Below are 19,334 nucleotides of genomic sequence, written 5' to 3'. Positions count from 1 at the left end.
GCCATCGCGAGTGGCGGTTGAGCGGGGAAACGCCGATGCGATTGCCACATTTTCTCCTGGCGCTGCTGGTGGCGGCGGTCTGGGGCTTCAACTTCGTGGTTATCGAGGTCGGTCTCGGCAGTTTCCCGCCGATCCTGTTCTCGGCGCTGCGCTTTGTCGTGGCGGCAGTGCCGCTCGCCTTCATCCTGCCGCGGCCGAAAGTGGCGCGGCATTACGTGCTCGGTGTCGGCGTCTTTCTCGGCATCATCCAGTTCACCCTGCTCTTCATGGCCATGGATGTCGGCCTGTCGGCAGGCCTCGCATCGCTGGTCATGCAGGTGCAGGCATTCTTCACCATCATCCTGGCCGCCGTCTTTCTCGGCGAGCGGCCCGGAGCGCTCCAGCTTCTCGGCACCGTCGTGGCTTTCTGCGGCATCGGCCTGATCGCCTTGACCGTCGATGGCCGAGTCACTGCGCTCGGCCTGACGCTGGCCATCGGCGGGGCGTTTTCCTGGGCGGTGTCGAACCTGATCATGAAGAAGGCCGGGCAGGTCGACATGCTTCACCTGATGGTGCATGCGAGCCTGATCCCGCCCATCCCGCTGTTCTTCCTGTCGCTTCTGGTGGAAGGCTGGGACCGGCAACAGGCGGCAATGGTCAATCTCGACTGGCTGGGTGTCGGCACGGTCGTCTACATCGCCTTCGGCGCGACCATCTTCGGCTTTGCCGCATGGGGCAAGCTGATCCGCACCTATGGTGCCGGCCAGGTGGCGCCGTTTTCGCTGCTGGTGCCGATCTTCGGCATGAGCTCGTCGGCGCTGGTTCTGGGCGAGGAATTCGGCTTCCTGCGCGTCGTCGCCGCCTGCCTCGTTCTTCTGGGCCTGGTGCTGACGGTTGCAAGAAAGAAAGCGACCGTCAGGGCCGCATTGTCGCCAGTTTCAGCCCGAAGCCGATGAACACCGCGCCGGTCGTCGCCTTCAGCCAGCGCTGGACGCTGGCGCGGCTGCCGAACGACTTCAATGTCGAGAACACGAGCACCAGGCTCGAGAACCAGACGATGTTCAACAGCGAGTGGATGACGACCAGCAGGAAGGCCCACAGCGTGGCATCGGCATTGACCGGGATGAATTGCGGAAACGCCGCCAGGTAGAACATCGACACCTTTGGGTTCAGCGCGTTGGTGAGGAAGCCTTCCATTGCCGCCTTGGCCAGCGTCCGGCGGCGCTTGGCCGGGGCGACCGCCGGTGCCACCGGTGCGCCCTTCCAGGCCTGCCACAAGGCCTTGGCGCCGATGTAGCAGAGATAGGCAGCACCCAACATCTTGACGACGAAGAAGGCGTTGGCCGACTGCACCAGGATGATCGAGATGCCGAGGATCGACAGCGCGCCATGCACATAGAAGGCGGCGAAGAAGCCGGCGATGTTGGCGAAGCCCGCCGCCTTGCCGGAGGTCGGCACGGTCTTGGCGATCAGCACGCCGTTCGGTCCCGGTGACATCACCAGGAGGGCTGCGACGACTGTGAAGGTTGCGAGTTCGATGAACGTCATGGCGATCGTGCCTTGCGGGTTGATGAACGCTGCCTGAGGCGGCAAAATATGCGCCGTTGAACCGCTTGTCGAGACGCCGGATGCGCGGCGAGGTGCGATGCTGAAACTGCCGAACACGATCACTGGCCTGGTCCCGCATCCCATCAGCGGCGACACGGTGCTGCAGCAGGAGATCCTCGCCGAACAGGCGTCCTCGCTCGGTCATGCCGGCCGCCGCGCCGAGGCGGCGCTGCTGCGGCTGGCGCAGGATGACGGGACGGACGCCGAGCGGGCGCACCGCCTGCTCCAGGCAGCGGCGGACGCGGTGCACGGCTATTTCATCCAGCGCGAACTGTGCGGCTTTCGCGGCCATGAGGCGGTGATCTGCGACCTTGGCATTCCGCGCCGGGTGCTGGCGCGGCTCGGCGCGCGCTGAGGCCGCGTGGCCGCGTGGATCACTCCTTTCCCCGGCGTGACCGGCTTGCCCTTTGGTCGGCGCGATGGCACTTCCGCCAGGTTTGCGCAGGCCGTGCCTGTCGCGTGTGAGAGGCCAAATCATGGAAAACCGCTACGGCACGCTGGCCGCCTGGGTCTATCATCTGGACAAGCCGATCGGCCGCTCCTTCGGCGACATCGCGTTCTACCGCCAGCGGCTCAAGGGCTGCGGCGGCCCCATTCTCGAGCCGGCCGCCGGCAATGGCCGGGTTCTCATCCCGCTGCTGGAGGCAGGTCTCGACATGCGCGGCTTCGATGCATCGCCGGAAATGATCGCCCTTTGCCGGGAAGCGTGCGTTGCGCGCGGCCTGCCCGCACCCATCGATCTCCAGCGCTTCGAAACGTTCTCCTACGCCGAGCGCTTCGCGGCGGTGATCGTTCCGGCCGGATCGTTCCAGCTTCTGACCGAGCCCGAATCAGCGCGCGCCGTGCTGCGCCGTTTCCACGATGCGCTGCTGCCGGCGGGCCGGTTGATCGTCGATCTCGATCCACTGTCCAGCCTGACGGATGCGCCCGGCGCCGTCCGGCAATGGCAGGCCGGGGAGGATGTCCTGACCCTGCGCGAGGATCGTGTCGCGCGCAGCTTTGCGCGCCAGACCACGCTGTCCCAGCTGCGCTACGAGCATTGGCGCGGCGGGACGCTCGTTGCCAGCGCGCTCGAACTGTTCCATCTCCGCTTCTGGGGTCTCCTGGAGTTCGAACTGGCGCTGCGGGAGGCCGGCTTTTCGAACATCGTCGTTTCCGGCGACTATCGGCATGGCTGCCTGCCGGATGAGGACGCCGCCGTGTTCACCTTCGAGGCGACCGCCGCCGTGTGAGGCCCGCATCAGAATGACCGCGCATGGCTGCCGCGAGGCTTGCGGGCCGAGCGAGGAGATAATAGGACTAAACTACTCATCTTTATTCGTTGTGTTTTGCCCGCGACAATCTGCCCTGTCTTAGTTTGCGCGTCTGGACAAGCGTCGGCATGGCGCATAGAAACCATCGAAAAATGCCGGAGCAGGGCCGGGTATTTGTTGCCATGGGCAGCGGATTGCCTGGGTTTGACGTGCAATGAGGCTTCCTGACCGGCCGAACTGAGGTGAAAGGATCGCAGTCCCGTGAGCGCTACCGATTCGACCGAACATACTAGGCGTGATTTTCTCTACGTCGCGACAGGCGTGGCCGGGGCCGTTGGCGCCGCTGGCGTTGCCTGGCCGTTCATCGACCAGATGCGGCCGGATGCCTCCACCCGCGCACTGGCGTCGATCCAGGTGGATGTCTCCGGCGTCGAGCCGGGCATGTCGCTGACGGTCAAATGGCGCGGCCGCCCGGTCTTCGTCCGTAATCGCACGGAGAAGGAGATCGAGGAGGCCAAGGCCGTTCCGCTGGAAGACCTCAAGGACCCTGTCGCCCGCAACGCCAACATTCCTGCCGATGCACCGGCCACCGATACCGATCGTTCGGCTGGCGAAGGCAAGGAGAACTGGCTGGTGATGGTCGGCGTCTGCACCCATCTGGGCTGCGTCCCGCTCGGCCAGGCCGGCGATTTCGGCGGCTGGTTCTGCCCGTGCCACGGTTCGCACTACGACACGGCCGGCCGCATCCGCAAAGGCCCGGCGCCGGAGAACCTGGCCGTGCCGACCTTTGCATTCACGTCCGATACGGTCATCGAGATCGGCTAGAGCATTTGCAGTCGGATGGAAACATCCGACATCCGCGGAAACGCGGAAAAGAATGAGTCGGATCAGTTCGTCGATTTCGTGAAACGATGAACTGATCCAGTCCTGGCGAGAGGGGATTTTCTATGAGCGCTGGACATTCGACCTACACGCCCAAGAGCGGCTTCGGCCGCTGGATGGATGCGCGCCTGCCGCTTCCGCGTCTGGTCTATGATTCCTTCGTGGCCTATCCGGTGCCGCGCAATCTGAACTATGCCTACACGTTCGGCGGCATTCTTTCGATCATGCTGGTGGCGCAGATCCTCACCGGCATCGTGCTGGCGATGCATTACGCGGCCAGCACCGAGGTTGCGTTCAACTCGGTCGAGAAGATCATGCGCGACGTCAACTCCGGCTGGCTCCTGCGCTACCTGCATTCGAACGGCGCGTCGATGTTCTTCGTCGCCGTCTACGTGCACATCTTCCGCGGTCTCTATTACGGTTCCTACAAGGCGCCGCGCGAACTGCTGTGGATCCTCGGCTGCATCATCTATCTCCTGATGATGGCGACCGCCTTCATGGGCTACGTGCTTCCCTGGGGCCAGATGAGCTTCTGGGGCGCGACCGTCATCACCGGCTTCTTCACCGCCATCCCGCTGGTCGGCGAGTGGATCCAGCAGCTCCTGCTCGGCGGCTTCGCCGTCGACAATCCGACGCTGAACCGCTTCTTCTCGCTGCACTATCTGCTGCCCTTCATGATCGCCGGCGTCGTCGTCCTGCACGTGTGGGCGCTGCACGTGGTGGGCCAGACCAACCCGACCGGCATCGAGGTGAAGCAGAAGACCGACACGGTCGCCTTCACGCCTTACGCGACGGTGAAGGACGCCTTCGCCATGGTCGTGTTCCTGGCCGTGTTCGCCTATTTCGTCTTCTACATTCCGAACTTCCTCGGCCATCCGGACAACTACATCGAGGCCGATGCGTTGAAGACACCGGCGCACATCGTGCCCGAATGGTATTTCCTGCCATTCTACGCCATCCTGCGCGCCATCACCTTCAACATCGGGCCGATCGATTCGAAGCTCGGTGGCGTGCTGGCCATGTTCGGCGCCATCGCCGTCCTGTTCGTCGTGCCCTGGCTCGACACGTCGAAGGTCCGCTCGGCGGTCTACCGGCCCTGGTTCAAGCTGTTCTTCTGGCTGTTCGTCCTCAATGCAATCTTCCTCGGCTGGCTCGGCTCGCGCCCGGCGGAAGGCACCTATGTGGCCATGGCCCAGGCGGCGACGCTCTACTACTTCGTCTTCTTCCTCGTCATCATGCCGGTCCTCGGCCTGATCGAGACCCCGCGCAAGCTTCCCAATTCGATCACGGAAGCCGTGCTGGAGAAGAAATCGTCCGTGGCGGCCGCAACGGCCACCGATCAGGCAAAGGGCTGAGCGAGAGAATGGGCAAAAGGATTTTCGCCATGAAGAACGTCCTCAACGGACTGGCCGCGCTCGGCCTCGGCCTGGCCGCTGTCACGGCCGCCAACGCCGCAGAGTATCCGATCAAGAAGCCGGTCGAGCAGGATTGGTCGTTCGCCGGCCCGTTCGGCACCTATGACAAGGGCCAGTTGCAGCGCGGTTTCAAGATCTACCGCGAAGTCTGCGCAGCCTGCCATTCGCTCAACCTGGTGGCTTTCCGCAACCTCGAGGATCTCGGCTATTCCGAGGCCCAGGTGAAGGCGATCGCATCGGAATACGAAGTGCAGGACGGCCCGGACGAAGCGGGCGACATGTTCATGCGCGCCGCCAAGCCTTCCGACAAGTTCCCGGCGCCCTTCGCCAATCCCGAGCAGGCGGCCGCGTCCAACAACGGCGCAGCGCCGCCCGACTTCTCGCTGATCGCCAAGGCGCGCGCGGTCGAGCGTGGTTTCCCGACCTTCGTCTTCGACGTCTTCACGCAGTATGCCGAGGCTGGCCCGGACTACATCCATGCGCTGCTGACGGGCTATGGCGAGGATCCGGGCGAGCATGAGATTCCCGAGGGCACGCACTACAACCCTTACTTCCTCGGTTCGGCCTCGCTCGCCATGGCCGACCCGATCTCCGATGGCCAGGTGACCTACGAGGACGGCACGCCTGAAACGGTCGACCAGTATGCCCGCGACGTGTCGGCGTTCCTCATGTGGGCGGCCGAGCCGCACCTGGAGGCGCGCAAGGCAACCGGCTTCACGGTGATGATCTTCCTCGTCCTGTTCGCCGGCCTGATGTATCTGACCAAGCGCAAGATCTGGTCGGAAGCGCACTGAGCGCATCGCCGTCAAATGGAAACAGGCAAGGGCGCTGTCGAAGCGCCCTTTTCTTTTGCGCCGCAACGCGGCACAAACGGGTGAACCGGGGCAGGGCACATGGCAGCTTCACAGACACTTCAGGACACGCTTCTTTCGGCGATCCGCACCATTCCGGACTATCCGAAGCCCGGCATATTGTTTCGTGACATCACCACGCTTCTGGGCAATGCGCGCGCTTTTCGGCGCGCCGTGGACGAGCTGGTGCATCCTTATGCCGGGGCGAAGATCGACAAGATCGCCGGCATCGAGGCGCGCGGTTTCATCCTCGGCGGGGCCATTGCCCACCAGCTCTCCTCCGGCTTCATCCCGATCCGCAAGAAGGGCAAGCTGCCGCACGACACGGTGCGCGTCGCCTACAGCCTGGAGTACGGGCTCGACGAGATGGAGATGCACCGGGACGCCGTGAAGCCGGGCGAGAAGGTGATCCTGGTCGACGACCTGATCGCCACTGGCGGCACGGCCGAGGGCGCGGTGAAGCTGCTCACCCGGATGGGCGCCGAGATCGTCGCCGCCTGCTTCGTCATCGACCTGCCCGATCTCGGCGGCCGCGCCAAGCTCGAGGCGCTCGGCGTCGACGTCCACACGCTGATCGCCTTCGAGGGCGATTGAGACGCGCAGACATCCTCCAACTGCAGCGCCGCCCCACACCGCCCTGCAGGGCACTTCTCCCCGTAAACGGAGAGAAGATGGCTGTCCCTGTCGGTTTCGCCAATCATGGCTGCGGAGATCGCGGCAATCCTTCCTCTCCCCGTTTACGGGGAGAGGATGCCGGCAGGCAGGTGAGGGGCGGCATCGGCGGTTCGCGATTGAAGCGCGGCCCGGCGTTACCCTGCCTTCACCGGCGCCGTCTCCCCAATGCCAGACACCGCTGTCGAATTCCGGTGCATGCATGCCAACCGCTTTCAACGACGATTGAGGCCAGCCTCTTCCTTTTCTCTGCCCATGCTTGGATGTCAGGTGAAACGCCTTTTGGTTATAGTAGTCAAAATGCGTAAATGCCCTTGTCATCTTATAAATGTGAGAATACTGTAATTTTATTTATATACTTTTTAATTTATTATAGGATACTGTTTTGTTTACTTGTATGACTGTTCAAAAATTTACTTGGACCAGCGCCCTCGCGCTCTTGTTCGGGCTTTGTGCCCAATCCAATCCGTCAGGCGCGGAGCCCCTGCGCGGCAACACCGGCGATTCCGAGGCGGATTTCAATTGGGGGTTGTCGGCGATCAATGCCCAAAAGGCGCACGATGCCGGGTTTACCGGCAAGGGGGTGAATGTCGGTGTGCTGGATAGCGGCATCGACCCGGAACACCCGGAGTTCAAGGGTCGGCTCAGTGGATTTTCCTATGATACCGCAATTGGTGGGGGACCCGTTACCGGCGATTCTGAAGGGCATGGTACCGGGGTGAGCGGGATCATCGCAGCTGGTCGGGACGGGGCCGGGCTCATGGGCATTGCATACAATGCCCGCATCACGGCGGTGGCCTACGAGGATATTGACGATCGCCCCATCAGCGAAGCTTACGCGTTTCTGCATTCCCAGCAGATCTCGGTGATCAACAATTCATGGGGCTTGCCGTACTCCATTTTGGATCTCTCCCCCGAGGATGTGGAACAAGCCTACCCCAAAACACTTCAGGCAATGCGGGAGATGAGCGCCGACGGCGGTGTATCCGTGTTCGCGGCCAGCAATGACCGCCAGGAAGGTACGACGGTGTTTGAAGGGTTGCCCCTTCTTTTTCCCGAACTGGAAAACAGCTGGCTGAATGTGGTCGCGCTGGGAACGCCGAACAGCCTGGCAAGCTATCCGGCAGAATGCGGTGTGTCCGCGCGCTGGTGCCTGGCTGCGCCGGGCGGTGACGGAGAGAACGTCGAGGGCGAATACGTAGGCCCCAACTTCATTGAAACCACCGCGCCGGGCGGCGGCTACCAACGAACTCTTGGCACCTCCTTCGCCGCGCCGCACGTCACCGGCGCACTCGCCGTGACCCGCGAGATTTTCCGCGACGCCGATATGCGCGACCTGCGCAAGCTGATCCTGCACACGGCGGTCGATCTGGGCGATCCGGGGATTGACGCGGTTTTCGGCTGGGGCCGGCTCGATCTCGGCAATGCGGTCGACACGATCGCGCCGCGCGGCCGCTCCATTTATGCCGGCGCTGCCTTCAACCGCCAGCTCTCCATGGAACAGGTGTCGCGGCTGCCCTTTGGGCCGCTGACGCGCGCCGCGCGACTGAAACAGCTATGGACGGCAGGCGATCTCGCAGCGGCGCGGATCGCTGCCTCCGCCGGCCTGCCGCAGACGATAGCACGCAGCCGGGCGTTTGCCGCCGGCGTCGACCTCCTGGAGCGCGAGGGGCTGACGGCAGGCCTCGGCCTTGCCTACACCCGTGGCTCGACCGGCGAGGGCGGTACGGCCAACACCGCCCGGGCCAATGGCCTTCACGCCTTCGGCTATGGCGACTGGCGCAGCGGTGCCTGGTATGCGAGGGGGGCAGCCGGCGTCAGCCATTTCCGCCAGAAGCACACGCGACGCACCATCCCCGGCCTGGCTGGCACGGTGTTGGAGCTTGGCAATCCCGCGGCGCAATCAGCGACCGACGCATGGGGTGTCTTCGCCAGCGCGGAAGCGGGGCGGGACGTCGATCTCGGCTTTGCCGGGATGGCGCTGTTCGGTCGCTTCACCGGCGCCGCGCAGTCTTATCGCGGGGCCTTGGAGAGCGGGCTCGAGGTCCTCGGTTACGAGCAGCATTCGGGCCGTATGGCGGCAGCGCAGGTGGGCCCCGGCGTGCGATTCTCGCGCTCGTTTTCCGCCGGATCGTGGACCGTGTCGCCGGAACTCGAACTCTCCTATGCGCGTGCGCTGGGCACGAACGACCACATTGTGAAAACCGCGCTTCTCGGCCGCGAGATGGAGGCTTCGACCACGGTGCTCGGTCGCGACATCTTCGGCGTCGGCGCGGCCCTCAAATTCGAGGATCGGCAGCGCGGCCTCACCGCGTCGATCGGTTACACCGGCTCCTTCCGCGACAACGCCAACCGGCACGGCGTACAGCTTGGGCTTTCGGTCAAGTTCTGAGGGGATGGAAGCAGGTTGATCGCGGCTTTCCCATCTCCGATGAGGTCTCCTGCGAGAGCATCGCGGTTCGGGATCTGCCCGAGCCGCCGCTGCTGCACGCCGGTCGGCGTTCACTCCACCTTCACCAGCACCGCATTGTCGAATTCCAGCACTCTCTCGCCGTCGCCGTTGAAGGCTTCCGCCCTCAGGCTGAGGAGGCGCCAGCCGGGGCGCGTGGCCAGCGCCCGGTGTTCGACGGCGCGCCTTGTAAAGGTGATCGTGTCGCCGGCATAGACCGGCTTCAGCCATTTCAGGTTGGAGAAGCCGGGCGAGGGGCCGAATTCGGGTTGCGGTCCCGGGCCTTGCCAGGCAGGGCCGTCATTTCGATCCATGCCCTCGAGATTGTACTTCATCCACATGGCGCAGCTGTGCCAGCCCGAGGCGCACAGGCGGCCGAAAACGCTGTGGCGGGCCGCTTCCTCGTCGGTGTGAAAGGGCTGCGGGTCGTAGGCGCGGGCAAACGCCTTGATTTCCTCGGCGGTGAAACGGTGCGTGCCGAGCGTGATCGTCTCGCCGATGCGCAGATAGGCGTCGAGGCTCATGCGGCGTCTCCCCGGCTGCGCATGCCGAACATGATCGGGTTTTCGATTTCCATCACCGTCTCGCCGCGCTGGTTGACCACCAGATGGCGCAACGTCACCAACCCGATGCCGGGGCGCGATCTGAGCGTGCGGCGGGCGATCACCGTGGTCGCGCCGGACAATGTGTCGCCGGCCAGAACCGGGCGTTTCCAGCGCGATTCCGTGATGCCGGGCGAGCCCTGCGAGGTCGAGTCGGCCAGCAGCGCGTCATACAGCATGCGCATGAAGATGGCGCTGCTGTGCCAGCCGGAGGCGGAGAGGCCGCCCAGCAGGCTCGCCTTGCCGGCCGCCTCGTCGAGATGCATCGGCTGGGGATCGAATTGGCGGGCGAAGGTGATGATTTCCTCGGCGCTGACGGTCTTCGGGCCGAACGGGATGGTGGCCCCCTCGGCCAGGTCCTCGTATGCCCATTTCTTCTCTGTCATGGCGACTTCCTGTTCAAGCTTGAACCTTATGGCGGGAAGATCGGCCTTCTGCAAGGACAGGGGCGAGAACTTCTAGAGCCAGCCGCGCCGCTTGAAATACAGGAAGGGCAGGACAGCCGACAGCACCATGATGACCAGTGCCAGCGGGTATCCGAAATCCCATTTCAGCTCCGGCATCAGGTCGAAATTCATGCCGTAGATGGAGGCGACCAGCGTCGGCGGCAGGAACACCACCGCCACCACCGAGAAGATCTTGATGATGGCGCTCTGCTCGATGTTGATCATGCCCAGTGTCGCGTCGAGCAGGAAGTTGATCTTCTGCGACAGGCCGGCGGCGTGATCGGACAGCGAGGCGACGTCGCGCGCCAGGGTCTTGATCCGCGCACGGCTGTCCTTGCCGCCCTTGATGGGAATGGCGCCGAGGAAGCCCGACAGGCGCTGCAGCGTCAGCAGGCTGTCCTGGATGTTCGACAGAAGATGCTCCTTGCGGCCGATCTTGCGCAAGATGATCTGGAAGCCGACATCCCGCTTCGAGGCCTTGGTCTCGGCCGGGTGGAAGATGCCATGCGCGATCTCGACGATCTCGCGTCCGGCGCGCTCCAATATGTCGGCCAGCCGGTCGACGATGACCTCGAGCAGATTGATCAGCACCGTCTCGCCCGTGGTGCAGCCGAGGGCGGCCTTTTCTGCGCGCTGCGGAAAGGTCTGGAAGGCGCGCGGTTCGTGGAAGCGCACCGTCACCAGCCTGCCACGCGCCAGGACGAAGGCGACGGGCGACATGTCCGGCCGGTCGCCGTCGGTCTGGGCCGGCAGGGTGGCGGTCATGAAATAGGCGTCGTTCTCCGTGTAGAGGCGGCTCGAAATCTCGATCTCCTCCATCTCCTCGCGGGTTGGCACCGCGACGCCCAGCCAGTCCTCTATGGCCTTCTTCTCCTCGGCCGTGGGCGACAGGAGATCGGCCCAGACCACCGCGTCCCCCTGCGCGGCGATGTCGTCCACGGGCCGCAAGCGCTCATTGTCGACGATGTAGGCTTTGATCATGGCGAACCCTCGGATTTGACTGCGGACAAGGTTTCGGACCTTGCACGCGCGGCGTCAAGCCCGCGGCCGCCGTGGTGCTTGGGGGGCGCGTTTGTAATGTCCGCGTGCTAGACCCGGTCCACGATCTGGACCAGTATGACGATTCAATGCTGCAAGCGAGGGCGGCCGCAAGCGAGGGTGGATGAGCGGGAAAGTCCGGACGATCATCAAACTGACGACCCTTGCAGCGCCTCTCCTGGCGGCCATCCCGGCAACCGCCGGCGATCCGATGCTGCTCTACGACCGTGAAGGCCTGGCGTTCCGCGCGCATCTCCAGGCCGGCCTGAACGCGGTGGCCGAAGGAAACATGTTCTGGAACTTCGCCGACATGTTTGCGCCCTCGACCGGATATGATGCCGACAAGCAATGGCTGGAGGGCTATCTGAAGCCCGGCATCAGCTTCACCAACGCGTTCGATGGTGGCGTCATCCTGTATGGCAAGGGTTCCGTCGTCATCTCGGGCACGCTCGGCATCGACGCCTACGACAATGGCAATACCGGCCGCATCACGCTTGAGGAAGGCTATCTCGGCCTGCGCTACGGCCGGGACGCGGTACCGTCGTTCGACGTGTCCTTCGGGCCGCGCGAGTTCAAGGCCGGTACGGGCATGCTGATCGCCAATGGCGGCAATAGCGGGTTCGAGCGCGGTGCGCTGAAATTCGGCCCCCGCAAGGCGTGGAAGACAGCCGCCATCGGTCGCTTCGCCTTTCAGGACTTCAAGGCCGCGCTGTTCTATCTCAGTCCCAACGAATTGCCCGACAGCAGCAGCGGCACCACGCTGGTGGGCGCGGAACTGCGCTACGACTGGGCGCCCGGCAGCTTTGCCGGTGTCACGGTCGGCCATGTACTGGAATCATCGTCTCCCTACGCGCAAGCGGCCGCCGGCGGTATCGGCCCACCCGGCATCCTGCCCGGCGGCCGCGACGGGCTGAACTTCATCAATCTCTATGCCATCGGCAAGCCGTTCCCCGGCACGATGGAAAATCTCTTCGCCGGCGGCGAATTCGCCTATGAGTGGAACAGCCGCATCGATCTTGCCGCGTGGGCTGGGCGCGTCCATGTCGGCTATGTCTTCGCCGACCTACCCTGGTCGCCGACGCTGGCCCTGGCCTACCAGACCTTTTCCGGCGATGATCCCTTCACCAGCCGGCTCGAGCGTTTCGATCCGCTGTTCTACGAGGGCAGTCCCAGCTCATGGTCGACCGGCTCGAAATCGTCGATGGTGTTTATCAACTCCAACGTCAATGCTTTTCAGGCAAGCCTGCGCGTGACCCCGACCGAGCGCGACACACTGACCCTGCGCTATGCGCATATCCGCGCCAACGAGCTGCGCAGCCCGATCCAATTCGGCCAGGGTACGCGCGTCGAGATCGATGGTGGCATTCCCAGTCCCGTGGCGGGCGTCACCAGCCATCACCTGTCAGACGACATCTTCCTCGAGTACAACCGGGTTCTCAATCCGCATACCTTCCTGACCGTCGGCGCCAGCGTCTCGTTTCCCGGCGCGGGCATCGATTCCGTCGTCAATTCCGCCGCGCCAACCTGGATTGGAGGCTTTGCCAATGTCGTCGTCAATTTCTGAAACCGGCCCGCTGTCGCGCGGCATCGCCACGGCGTTGTGGTTCGCCGCCGGCCTTGCCGCGCCGGCTGCTTCGCTCGCCCAGGAGAAGCCGATGACCGCCGAAGAATCCGACCCGGTCAAGCTCGAATGGATGGTCGGCGCGCCGCCGCCCGCCGACAAGATCATCCGTTTCTCCGATCCCGATTATTTCAGCTTTCCGAAACTGCGCTGGACCGTCTGCCATTTCCGCCAGCTCATGCCGACGGTCGGTGTCAGCCGCGGGCTCGGCGCGTCGGTGCCGTTGCCGCGCCGGATCGACGATGGGATCGACGCGCTCACCTTCCTGCCGCTGGGCGGCGACACGCCGATGACGTGGGAGCAGTCGCTGGCCGCCAACTACACGGACGGCATCGTTATCCTGCATGACGGCGTCGTGGTCTATGAGCGCTATCTCGGCTGTCTCGACGAGGCGGGCCAGCATGGAGCGATGTCGGTGACCAAGTCGCTGACCGGGTTGCTTGGCGAGGTGTTGGTGGCCGAAGGAGTGCTCGACGAGACGGCGCTGGTGTCGAGCATCGTTCCCGAACTGGCCGACAGCGCCTTCGGCGACGCCACCGTCCGGCAGGTTCTGGAGATGACGACCGGGCTCAAATACAGCGAGGATTACGCCGACCCCGACGCTGAGGTCTGGCAATATGGCGCTGCCGGCAACCCGTTGCCCAAGCCAGCCGACTATCAGGGGCCGCGTGGCTATTTCGAGTATTTGCAGACGGTCCGCAAGGAAGGCGCGCATGGTGACGCCTTCGCCTACAAGACGATCAACACCGACGCCCTTGGCTGGATGATCGCCCGCGTCACCGGAAAATCGGTCGCTGATCTGTTGTCCGAGCGCATCTGGAGCCGGATGGACGCAGAGCAGGACGGGTATTTCACGGTCGATTCCCTCGGCACGCCGTTTGCAGGCGGTGGCCTGAACGCTGGGCTTCGCGACATGGCACGGATCGGCCAGTTGCTGCTCGATGACGGTGTGATCAACGGCCAGCGCCTTGTGCCGAAGGCGGCGGTGGATCGCATTCGCGCCGGCGGTGACAAGGCCGCCTTCGAGAAGGCCGGCTACGGCCTGCTCAAGGGATGGAGCTATCGCGGCATGTGGTGGGTGTCGCACAATGCGAACGGCGCGTTCACGGCGCGTGGCGTACATGGCCAGTCGATCTACATCGACCCGGCTGCACGCATGGTCATAGCCCGGTTCGCATCGAACCCGCAGGCCGGCAACGCCGCCAACGACCCCACATCGCTGCCAGCATACCAGGCGGTCGCCGACCATCTCGCCCCATAAGGCATTTTGCAGTCAGCTGACATGGTCTGACTGTGAGCGGCCGATGCGTAGATTCAAAGAGTTAGAGCGTCCTTGTGTAGCGTCCGAATGGACGCACGGCGCTCTACGTGTTGAACTTGAACAGCATCACGTCGCCGTCGGTCACCACATATTCCTTGCCTTCGTCGCGTGCCTTGCCGGCCTCGCGGGCCGGCACTTCGCCGCCCAGCGCGATGAAATCCTCGTAGGCGATGGTCTGGGCGCGGATGAAGCCGCGCTCGAAATCCGTGTGGATGACGCCGGCCGCCTGCGGCGCCTTGGCGCCCTTGTAAACGGTCCAGGCGCGGGTTTCCTTCGGGCCGGAGGTGAAGAAGGTGATCAGGTCGAGCAATTCGTAGCCGGCGCGGATCAGCCGGTCGAGGCCGGGTTCCTCCAGCCCCATCGCTTCCAGATACTCGGCGGCCTCCGCGTCGGGAAGCTGCGCCACCTCGGCCTCGATCGCCGCCGAGATGACGACGCTGCCGGCGCCCTGGCTGTCGGCCATGGCCGCCACCGCCCGGCTGTGTTCGTTGCCTTCGGCGGCGTCCCCCTCGGCGACGTTGCAGACATAGAGCACCGGCTTGGAGGTCAAGAGGTTCAGGCCGCGCAGGATCTTCAAATCTTCCGCCGCGATGCCGTCGAGCAGCAGGCGGACCGGCTTGCCCTCCTGCAGCAGCGCCAGCGCCTGCTCCATCATCGGCAGGAGCGTCATCGCTTCCTTGTCCTTGCCGGAGGCGCGCTTCTGCATCTGCGTGGTGCGGCGCTCGAGGCTATCGAGGTCGGAGAGCATCAGCTCGGTCTCCACCGTCTCGGCGTCGGCCACCGGGTCGATGCGGCCCTCGACATGGGTGATGTCGTCATCCTCGAAGCAGCGCAGCACGTGGACGATGGCGTCCACCTCGCGGATGTTGGCGAGGAACTGGTTGCCCAGCCCTTCGCCCTTCGAGGCGCCGCGCACCAGGCCGGCGATATCGACGAAGGAGATGCGCGTCGGGATGATCTCCTTCGACTTGGTGATGCCGGAAATCTTCTTCAGGCGCGGGTCGGGCACGGCCACCTCGCCGGTGTTCGGCTCGATGGTGCAGAAGGGATAGTTGGCGGCCTGGGCGGCGGCCGTCCTGGTGAGCGCGTTGAAAAGCGTCGATTTGCCGACATTGGGCAGACCGACGATGCCGCATTTGAAACCCATTTCCTATTCCTTCTTGCCGAAGAGTTTTTTGAGCATGGCGGCCATCGGGCCGCTTTCGGGGAGGGGAGCTGCCGGCCCCGCCTGGCGCGCCTGGCGGATGTGGCTCTGTTTTTTCGCCGGCTTTTCCGCAGACTTCTGGGCGGCCAGTCCCGACGCGGTGCCCGCGTTGATGCCCTTCACCGCCAGGCTGACGCGGTTCATGAAACCCGCCTCGTCGCCTTCCGCCAGCATGGCGATGTTGTCGGCCAGGGCGTCGAGCATGGGCTCGAGCCAATCCCGGTCCGCCTTGGCGAAGTCGCCCAGCACATGGCCGGTGACGCGCGCCTTGTCGCCCGGATGGCCGATGCCGATGCGCACGCGGCGATACGCCTTGCCGCAATGGGCATCGATCGACTTGATGCCGTTGTGGCCGCCCGAGCCGCCGCCGGTCTTGATGCGCAATTTGCCCGGCGCCAGGTCCAATTCGTCGTAGAGGACGATGAGGTCGGCGACGTCGATCTTGTAGAAGCGCATGGCTTCGCCGATCGCCTGGCCGGACAGGTTCATGAAGGTCTGCGGCTTGATCAGCAGAACCTTCTCGCCGCCGATGCGCCCCTCGGCGACCAGGGCGCTGAATTTCTTCGCCCATGGCGCAAAGGAATGGCGGCGGGATATCGCATCCGCCGCCATGAAGCCGACATTGTGCCGGTGTCCCGCATATTGCTGGCCGGGATTGCCGAGCCCTGCAATGAGCAGCATGAGGTTCCGCGGGGAAGGGGAGGACTACGCCTCGCCCTCGCCCTCCTTCTCTTCCGCCTCGGCTTCTTCTTCGGCCTCGGTGTCGGCAGCGCCGGACTCTTCCGACTTCAGGCCGGCAGGCGCTGCAACCGTGGCGATGGTGAAGTCGCGGTCGGTGATGGTCGGCGTCACGCCTTCCGGCAGCGTGATGGCGGAGATGTGCACGGAATCGCCGATGTCCATGCCGGTCAGGTCGACCTCGATGAAATCCGGGATCGACGTTGCCGGGCAGGTGAACTCGACGTCGTGGCGGACGATGTTGAGCACGCCGCCGCGCTTGATGCCGGGCGAAGCCTCTTCATTGGTGAAGTGAACCGGAACGTTCACGGTCACGACCGTGCCCTTGCCGATGCGCAGGAAGTCCACATGCATCAGGAAGTCGCGCACGGGCTCGAGCTGATAGTCCTTCGGCAGGACCTGGATCTTCTTGCCGTCGAGGTCGATCGTCGCGATGGTGGTCTTGAAGCCGCCGGCGTGAATCTTGAGAAACACTTCCTTGTAGGGCAGCGTGATCGCCAGGGGGGCCTGGTTGTCGCCGTAGATGACGGCGGGAATCTTGCCGTTGCGCCGAATAGCCCGGGCGGACCCCTTACCGACCCGTTCGCGCGCCTCGGCCTTCAGCTCGTATGTCTGATGGCTCATGGCCTGTCCTTTCATGTTCTGGAGCGCTCCCGGGCAAGCCCGGAAACGAGAAAGCCGCCGCATGGGAAAAAGCCGGGTTCCGATGCCGAAACATCGCCCGGCGTTACCGCCATGTCGGGCAAACTTCCGTCCGCGGTGCCTCCAAGGGTGTCTACGCGGACGGCGGGTCTATAGCCGATGCAACGGCGCTGCGCAAGCCGGGGACCAGGCGCAGCCGCGTGGTGATGGCGCGCGTCCGCGCGCGCCGCGCGGGGCATCGGCGGAAAACGTCAGTTCAGGCGTAGCCCGAGCGGCTTGCGCCTTGGCTCAGTGCCCGGCGGCGGCGTGTCGTGGCCTTCGTCATAGGCTGCGCGGGCCGCCTCCATCCGTTCGCCGTTGATCGCCGCGAAGCGGGTCAGCGTCAGAAGCGGCTCGGCGAGTTCCCGGCCGAACGGCGTCAGCCGGTATTCGACGCTGGGCGGTACGGTCGGGTGCTCTGTCCGCTCGACGAAGCCGTCCCGCTCCAGCGCGCGCAGCGATGCCGTCAGCACTTTTTGCGAGATGCCGTGGACCTGGCGCTTCAATTCGTTGAAGCGCATCGGTCCCTCGATCAGGCGGGTGATGATGAGGGACGTCCATTTGTTGCCGATCAGCGAAAGCACTTCGCTGATCGGCCGGCAGCCGTCCGAGATGTGGCCGTGACGCGGTTTCATATAGGTGCCTTCTTGTCTGGTTTGTTCCTGTGTCAGATATAGGTGCGGTTACCAACGGATACCACCGGGAATTTGAACCCGCTGGCAAGAGGATTTGATATGAAGAAAATTGTCGTTCTGGTCGGCTCCAACCGCAAGGAGTCGGTCAATCTGAAATTCGCGCGCGCGCTCGAGAAGCTGGCCGCAGGCAGGCTGGAATTCGACTATGCCGATCTGGCCGCGCTGCCCATGTACAATGATGACGAGCTCGCCAATCCACCGGCGGCGGTGGGTGCGCTGAAGGCGAAGGTTGCCGACGCCGACGGCGTCCTGTTCGTCACGCCCGAATACAACCGCTCGATCCCGGCGCTCCTGAAGAACGCCGTCGACTGGGTGTCGCGCCCCTATGGCGACAATGACTGGGCGGGCAAGCCCGCCGCCATCGTCGGAAGCAGCCCCGGCGTCATCGGCACGGCCACGGCGCAGATGCATCTGCGCACCATCATGATCAGCCTCGGCGCCACTTTGATGGGGCAGCCGGAGGTGTTCCTGCAGTTCAAGGAAGGCCTGTTCGACGGCAATGACGCGGTGGCCGACGCCGATACGGAAAAATTCCTTGCCGGTTTCATCGACCGGTTCACCGGCTGGGTCGGTGTGGCGGCGGACAAGGTTGCCGCCTGATACGTCATTCGCGTCTTGAATCAGAAAAGCCGGCCATCCGCCGGCTTTTTTGTGGTTTCTGCTGCTCAGGCGAACAGGCTGGAAACCGATTCCTCCGTCGCCGTGCGGGAGATCGCCTCGCCGATCAGGTCGGTGATGGTGATGGTGCGGATGTTCTGCGCCGCCTCGACGGCCGAACTCGGCTGGATCGAATCGGTGATCACCAGTTCCTTCAGCTTCGAGGCCGAAATGCGCGCTGCCGCACCGCCCGACAACACGCCGTGGGTGATGTAGGCGGTGACGCTGGTGGCGCCGTTGGCCAAAAGCGCGTCGGCCGCATTGCACAGCGTGCCGCCCGAATCGACGATGTCGTCGATCAGCAGGCAGTCCTTGCCGTGCACCTCGCCGATGATGTTCATCACCTCGGAATCGCCCGGCCGGTCGCGGCGCTTGTCGACGATGGCCAGCGGCGCGTCGATCCGCTTGGCCAGCGAGCGGGCGCGAACGACGCCGCCGACATCCGGTGAAACGACCATCACATTGGACAGGTTGTAATGCGCCTTCACGTCGCGCGCCATCACCGGCACGGCGAACAGATTGTCGGTCGGAATGTCGAAGAAGCCCTGGATCTGGCCGGCGTGCAGGTCGAGGGTGAGAACCCGGTCGGCGCCTGCCTGGGTGATCAGGTTGGCCACCAGCTTGGCCGAGATCGGCGTGCGGCCGGAGGTGCGCCGGTCCTGCCTGGCGTAGCCGAAATAGGGCAGCACCGCCGTGATGCGCCGCGCCGAGGAGCGGCGGAAGGCGTCGATCATGATGAGCAGTTCCATCAGGTGATCGTTTGCCGGGTAGGCGGTCGACTGGAGGACGAAAACGTCCTCGCCGCGCACATTTTCCTGGATCTCGACGAAAATCTCCTGGTCGGCGAAGCGCCGCACCGTGGCTTTTCCAAGAGAGATGTTGAGGTAACGGGAAACGGCTTCCGCCAGAACCCGGTTCGAATTGCCCGCAAAGAGCTTCATGGAATGTCCTCGGAGAACGCCTTGACGCTTGACCGCGCTTTTAACGGCGTGGGTCCTGATTGCAAGCTGTTGCGGGAAAAAATACGCATTCTCGGTGTGAAATTTCCGAGAATTAGGCTTTTTCTATCTGGAACTCCTCATTTTTCTTCAAGATTATGGGTTTTGATAAAATCATGGGGAAGCACAAAGAAACGCGCAAGTTGTCGATTGTGACGCGTCATATTGACACAGTTTTATTAATGTCATTATTGTTCATTTGGGTATGGGGCTGGAACTGAATT

The 19,334-nt window shown here is 63.9% G+C and carries 20 protein-coding genes; 11 read left to right on the top strand and 9 right to left on the bottom strand.

Features of this window, described 5'->3' with window-relative positions; genetic code table 11:
- Positions 1-35: 35 nt before the first annotated feature.
- Positions 36-935, top strand: a complete 900-nt coding sequence (locus tag AB843_RS18550; RefSeq protein WP_048648455.1) for an EamA family transporter — start codon at positions 36-38, stop codon at positions 933-935.
- Here AB843_RS18550 and AB843_RS18545 read toward each other — a convergent pair.
- Positions 895-1,527: a LysE family translocator gene (locus AB843_RS18545; RefSeq protein ID WP_048648454.1), complete on the bottom strand. Its 633-nt coding sequence runs from the start codon at positions 1,525-1,527 to the stop codon at positions 895-897. The two genes, AB843_RS18550 and AB843_RS18545, sit on opposite strands and share 41 nt — an antisense overlap.
- 97 nt (positions 1,528-1,624) lie before the next feature.
- On the opposite strand from AB843_RS18545, the gene AB843_RS18540 reads away from it, so the two are divergent.
- The 7 genes from AB843_RS18540 to AB843_RS18510 all read left to right on the top strand — a co-directional run bounded on the left by AB843_RS18540 (position 1,625) and on the right by AB843_RS18510 (position 9,052).
- On the top strand, positions 1,625-1,942 hold the full coding sequence (locus AB843_RS18540; protein WP_053086149.1) for a DUF6665 family protein: 318 nt from the start codon (positions 1,625-1,627) through the stop codon (positions 1,940-1,942).
- Positions 1,943-2,063: 121 nt separating this feature from the next.
- Positions 2,064-2,819: a class I SAM-dependent methyltransferase gene (locus tag AB843_RS18535; RefSeq protein WP_048648377.1), complete on the top strand. Its 756-nt coding sequence runs from the start codon at positions 2,064-2,066 to the stop codon at positions 2,817-2,819.
- A gap of 282 nt (positions 2,820-3,101) precedes the next feature.
- Positions 3,102-3,665, top strand: a complete 564-nt coding sequence (gene petA / locus AB843_RS18530) for a ubiquinol-cytochrome c reductase iron-sulfur subunit (protein ID WP_048648376.1) — start codon at positions 3,102-3,104, stop codon at positions 3,663-3,665.
- 122 nt (positions 3,666-3,787) lie between these two features.
- Entirely contained in the window at positions 3,788-5,077 is a 1,290-nt protein-coding gene (locus AB843_RS18525; RefSeq protein ID WP_048648375.1) for a cytochrome b, read from the top strand.
- A 29-nt stretch (positions 5,078-5,106) separates the two neighbouring features.
- On the top strand, positions 5,107-5,931 hold the full coding sequence (locus AB843_RS18520) for a cytochrome c1 (protein ID WP_048648452.1): 825 nt from the start codon (positions 5,107-5,109) through the stop codon (positions 5,929-5,931).
- A 99-nt stretch (positions 5,932-6,030) separates the two neighbouring features.
- The gene (locus AB843_RS18515; protein ID WP_048648374.1) at positions 6,031-6,582 is read left to right on the top strand and encodes an adenine phosphoribosyltransferase; all 552 of its coding nucleotides are present in this window, start codon (positions 6,031-6,033) and stop codon (positions 6,580-6,582) included.
- A 475-nt stretch (positions 6,583-7,057) separates the two neighbouring features.
- Positions 7,058-9,052: a S8 family peptidase gene (locus AB843_RS18510; protein WP_082143888.1), complete on the top strand. Its 1,995-nt coding sequence runs from the start codon at positions 7,058-7,060 to the stop codon at positions 9,050-9,052.
- Between the two features lie 110 nt (positions 9,053-9,162).
- On the opposite strand, the gene AB843_RS18505 is transcribed toward AB843_RS18510, so the two are convergent.
- The 3 genes from AB843_RS18505 to AB843_RS18495 all read right to left on the bottom strand — a co-directional run bounded on the left by AB843_RS18505 (position 9,163) and on the right by AB843_RS18495 (position 11,138).
- A complete protein-coding gene (locus tag AB843_RS18505; protein WP_048648372.1) occupies positions 9,163-9,633 on the bottom strand; it encodes a MaoC family dehydratase in 471 nt (156 codons plus the stop codon).
- Positions 9,630-10,097 (bottom strand): MaoC family dehydratase, encoded by a 468-nt coding sequence (locus tag AB843_RS18500; protein ID WP_048648451.1) that lies wholly within the window; start codon positions 10,095-10,097, stop codon positions 9,630-9,632. Before AB843_RS18500 ends, AB843_RS18505 begins: the two co-directional genes overlap by 4 nt.
- A gap of 72 nt (positions 10,098-10,169) precedes the next feature.
- A complete protein-coding gene (locus tag AB843_RS18495) occupies positions 10,170-11,138 on the bottom strand; it encodes a magnesium transporter CorA family protein (protein WP_048648371.1) in 969 nt (322 codons plus the stop codon).
- Between the two features lie 181 nt (positions 11,139-11,319).
- Between AB843_RS18495 and AB843_RS18490 the strand changes: the two genes are divergently transcribed.
- The gene (locus AB843_RS18490) at positions 11,320-12,759 is read left to right on the top strand and encodes an alginate export family protein (RefSeq protein ID WP_206412923.1); all 1,440 of its coding nucleotides are present in this window, start codon (positions 11,320-11,322) and stop codon (positions 12,757-12,759) included.
- Entirely contained in the window at positions 12,740-14,077 is a 1,338-nt protein-coding gene (locus AB843_RS18485) for a serine hydrolase domain-containing protein (protein ID WP_048648370.1), read from the top strand. Before AB843_RS18490 ends, AB843_RS18485 begins: the two co-directional genes overlap by 20 nt.
- Before the next feature lie 103 nt (positions 14,078-14,180).
- On the opposite strand, the gene ychF is transcribed toward AB843_RS18485, so the two are convergent.
- The 4 genes from ychF to AB843_RS18465 all read right to left on the bottom strand — a co-directional run bounded on the left by ychF (position 14,181) and on the right by AB843_RS18465 (position 17,395).
- On the bottom strand, positions 14,181-15,284 hold the full coding sequence (gene ychF / locus AB843_RS18480; RefSeq protein WP_048648369.1) for a redox-regulated ATPase YchF: 1,104 nt from the start codon (positions 15,282-15,284) through the stop codon (positions 14,181-14,183).
- Between the two features lie 3 nt (positions 15,285-15,287).
- Positions 15,288-16,022, bottom strand: a complete 735-nt coding sequence (gene pth, locus AB843_RS18475; protein ID WP_048648368.1) for an aminoacyl-tRNA hydrolase — start codon at positions 16,020-16,022, stop codon at positions 15,288-15,290.
- A 24-nt stretch (positions 16,023-16,046) separates the two neighbouring features.
- A complete protein-coding gene (locus AB843_RS18470) occupies positions 16,047-16,703 on the bottom strand; it encodes a 50S ribosomal protein L25/general stress protein Ctc (protein ID WP_048648449.1) in 657 nt (218 codons plus the stop codon).
- Between the two features lie 269 nt (positions 16,704-16,972).
- Positions 16,973-17,395: a winged helix-turn-helix transcriptional regulator gene (locus tag AB843_RS18465; protein ID WP_048648367.1), complete on the bottom strand. Its 423-nt coding sequence runs from the start codon at positions 17,393-17,395 to the stop codon at positions 16,973-16,975.
- Positions 17,396-17,494: 99 nt separating this feature from the next.
- Between AB843_RS18465 and AB843_RS18460 the strand changes: the two genes are divergently transcribed.
- Positions 17,495-18,055 carry an NADPH-dependent FMN reductase gene (locus AB843_RS18460; RefSeq protein WP_048648366.1) on the top strand — a complete coding sequence of 187 codons (561 nt, stop codon included), beginning with the start codon at positions 17,495-17,497 and terminating at the stop codon, positions 18,053-18,055.
- 65 nt (positions 18,056-18,120) lie between these two features.
- Here the strand turns inward: AB843_RS18460 and AB843_RS18455 are convergent, their stop codons facing one another.
- Positions 18,121-19,053 carry a ribose-phosphate pyrophosphokinase gene (locus tag AB843_RS18455; RefSeq protein ID WP_048648365.1) on the bottom strand — a complete coding sequence of 311 codons (933 nt, stop codon included), beginning with the start codon at positions 19,051-19,053 and terminating at the stop codon, positions 18,121-18,123.
- Between the last annotated feature and the right edge of the window lie 281 nt (positions 19,054-19,334).

The organism is Nitratireductor soli, from assembly GCF_001050155.1.
Lineage (GTDB): Bacteria > Pseudomonadota > Alphaproteobacteria > Rhizobiales > Rhizobiaceae > Nitratireductor > Nitratireductor soli.
The sequence above is the reverse complement of the archived record's forward strand: the minus strand, read 5'-3'. Positions and strand labels throughout refer to the sequence as shown.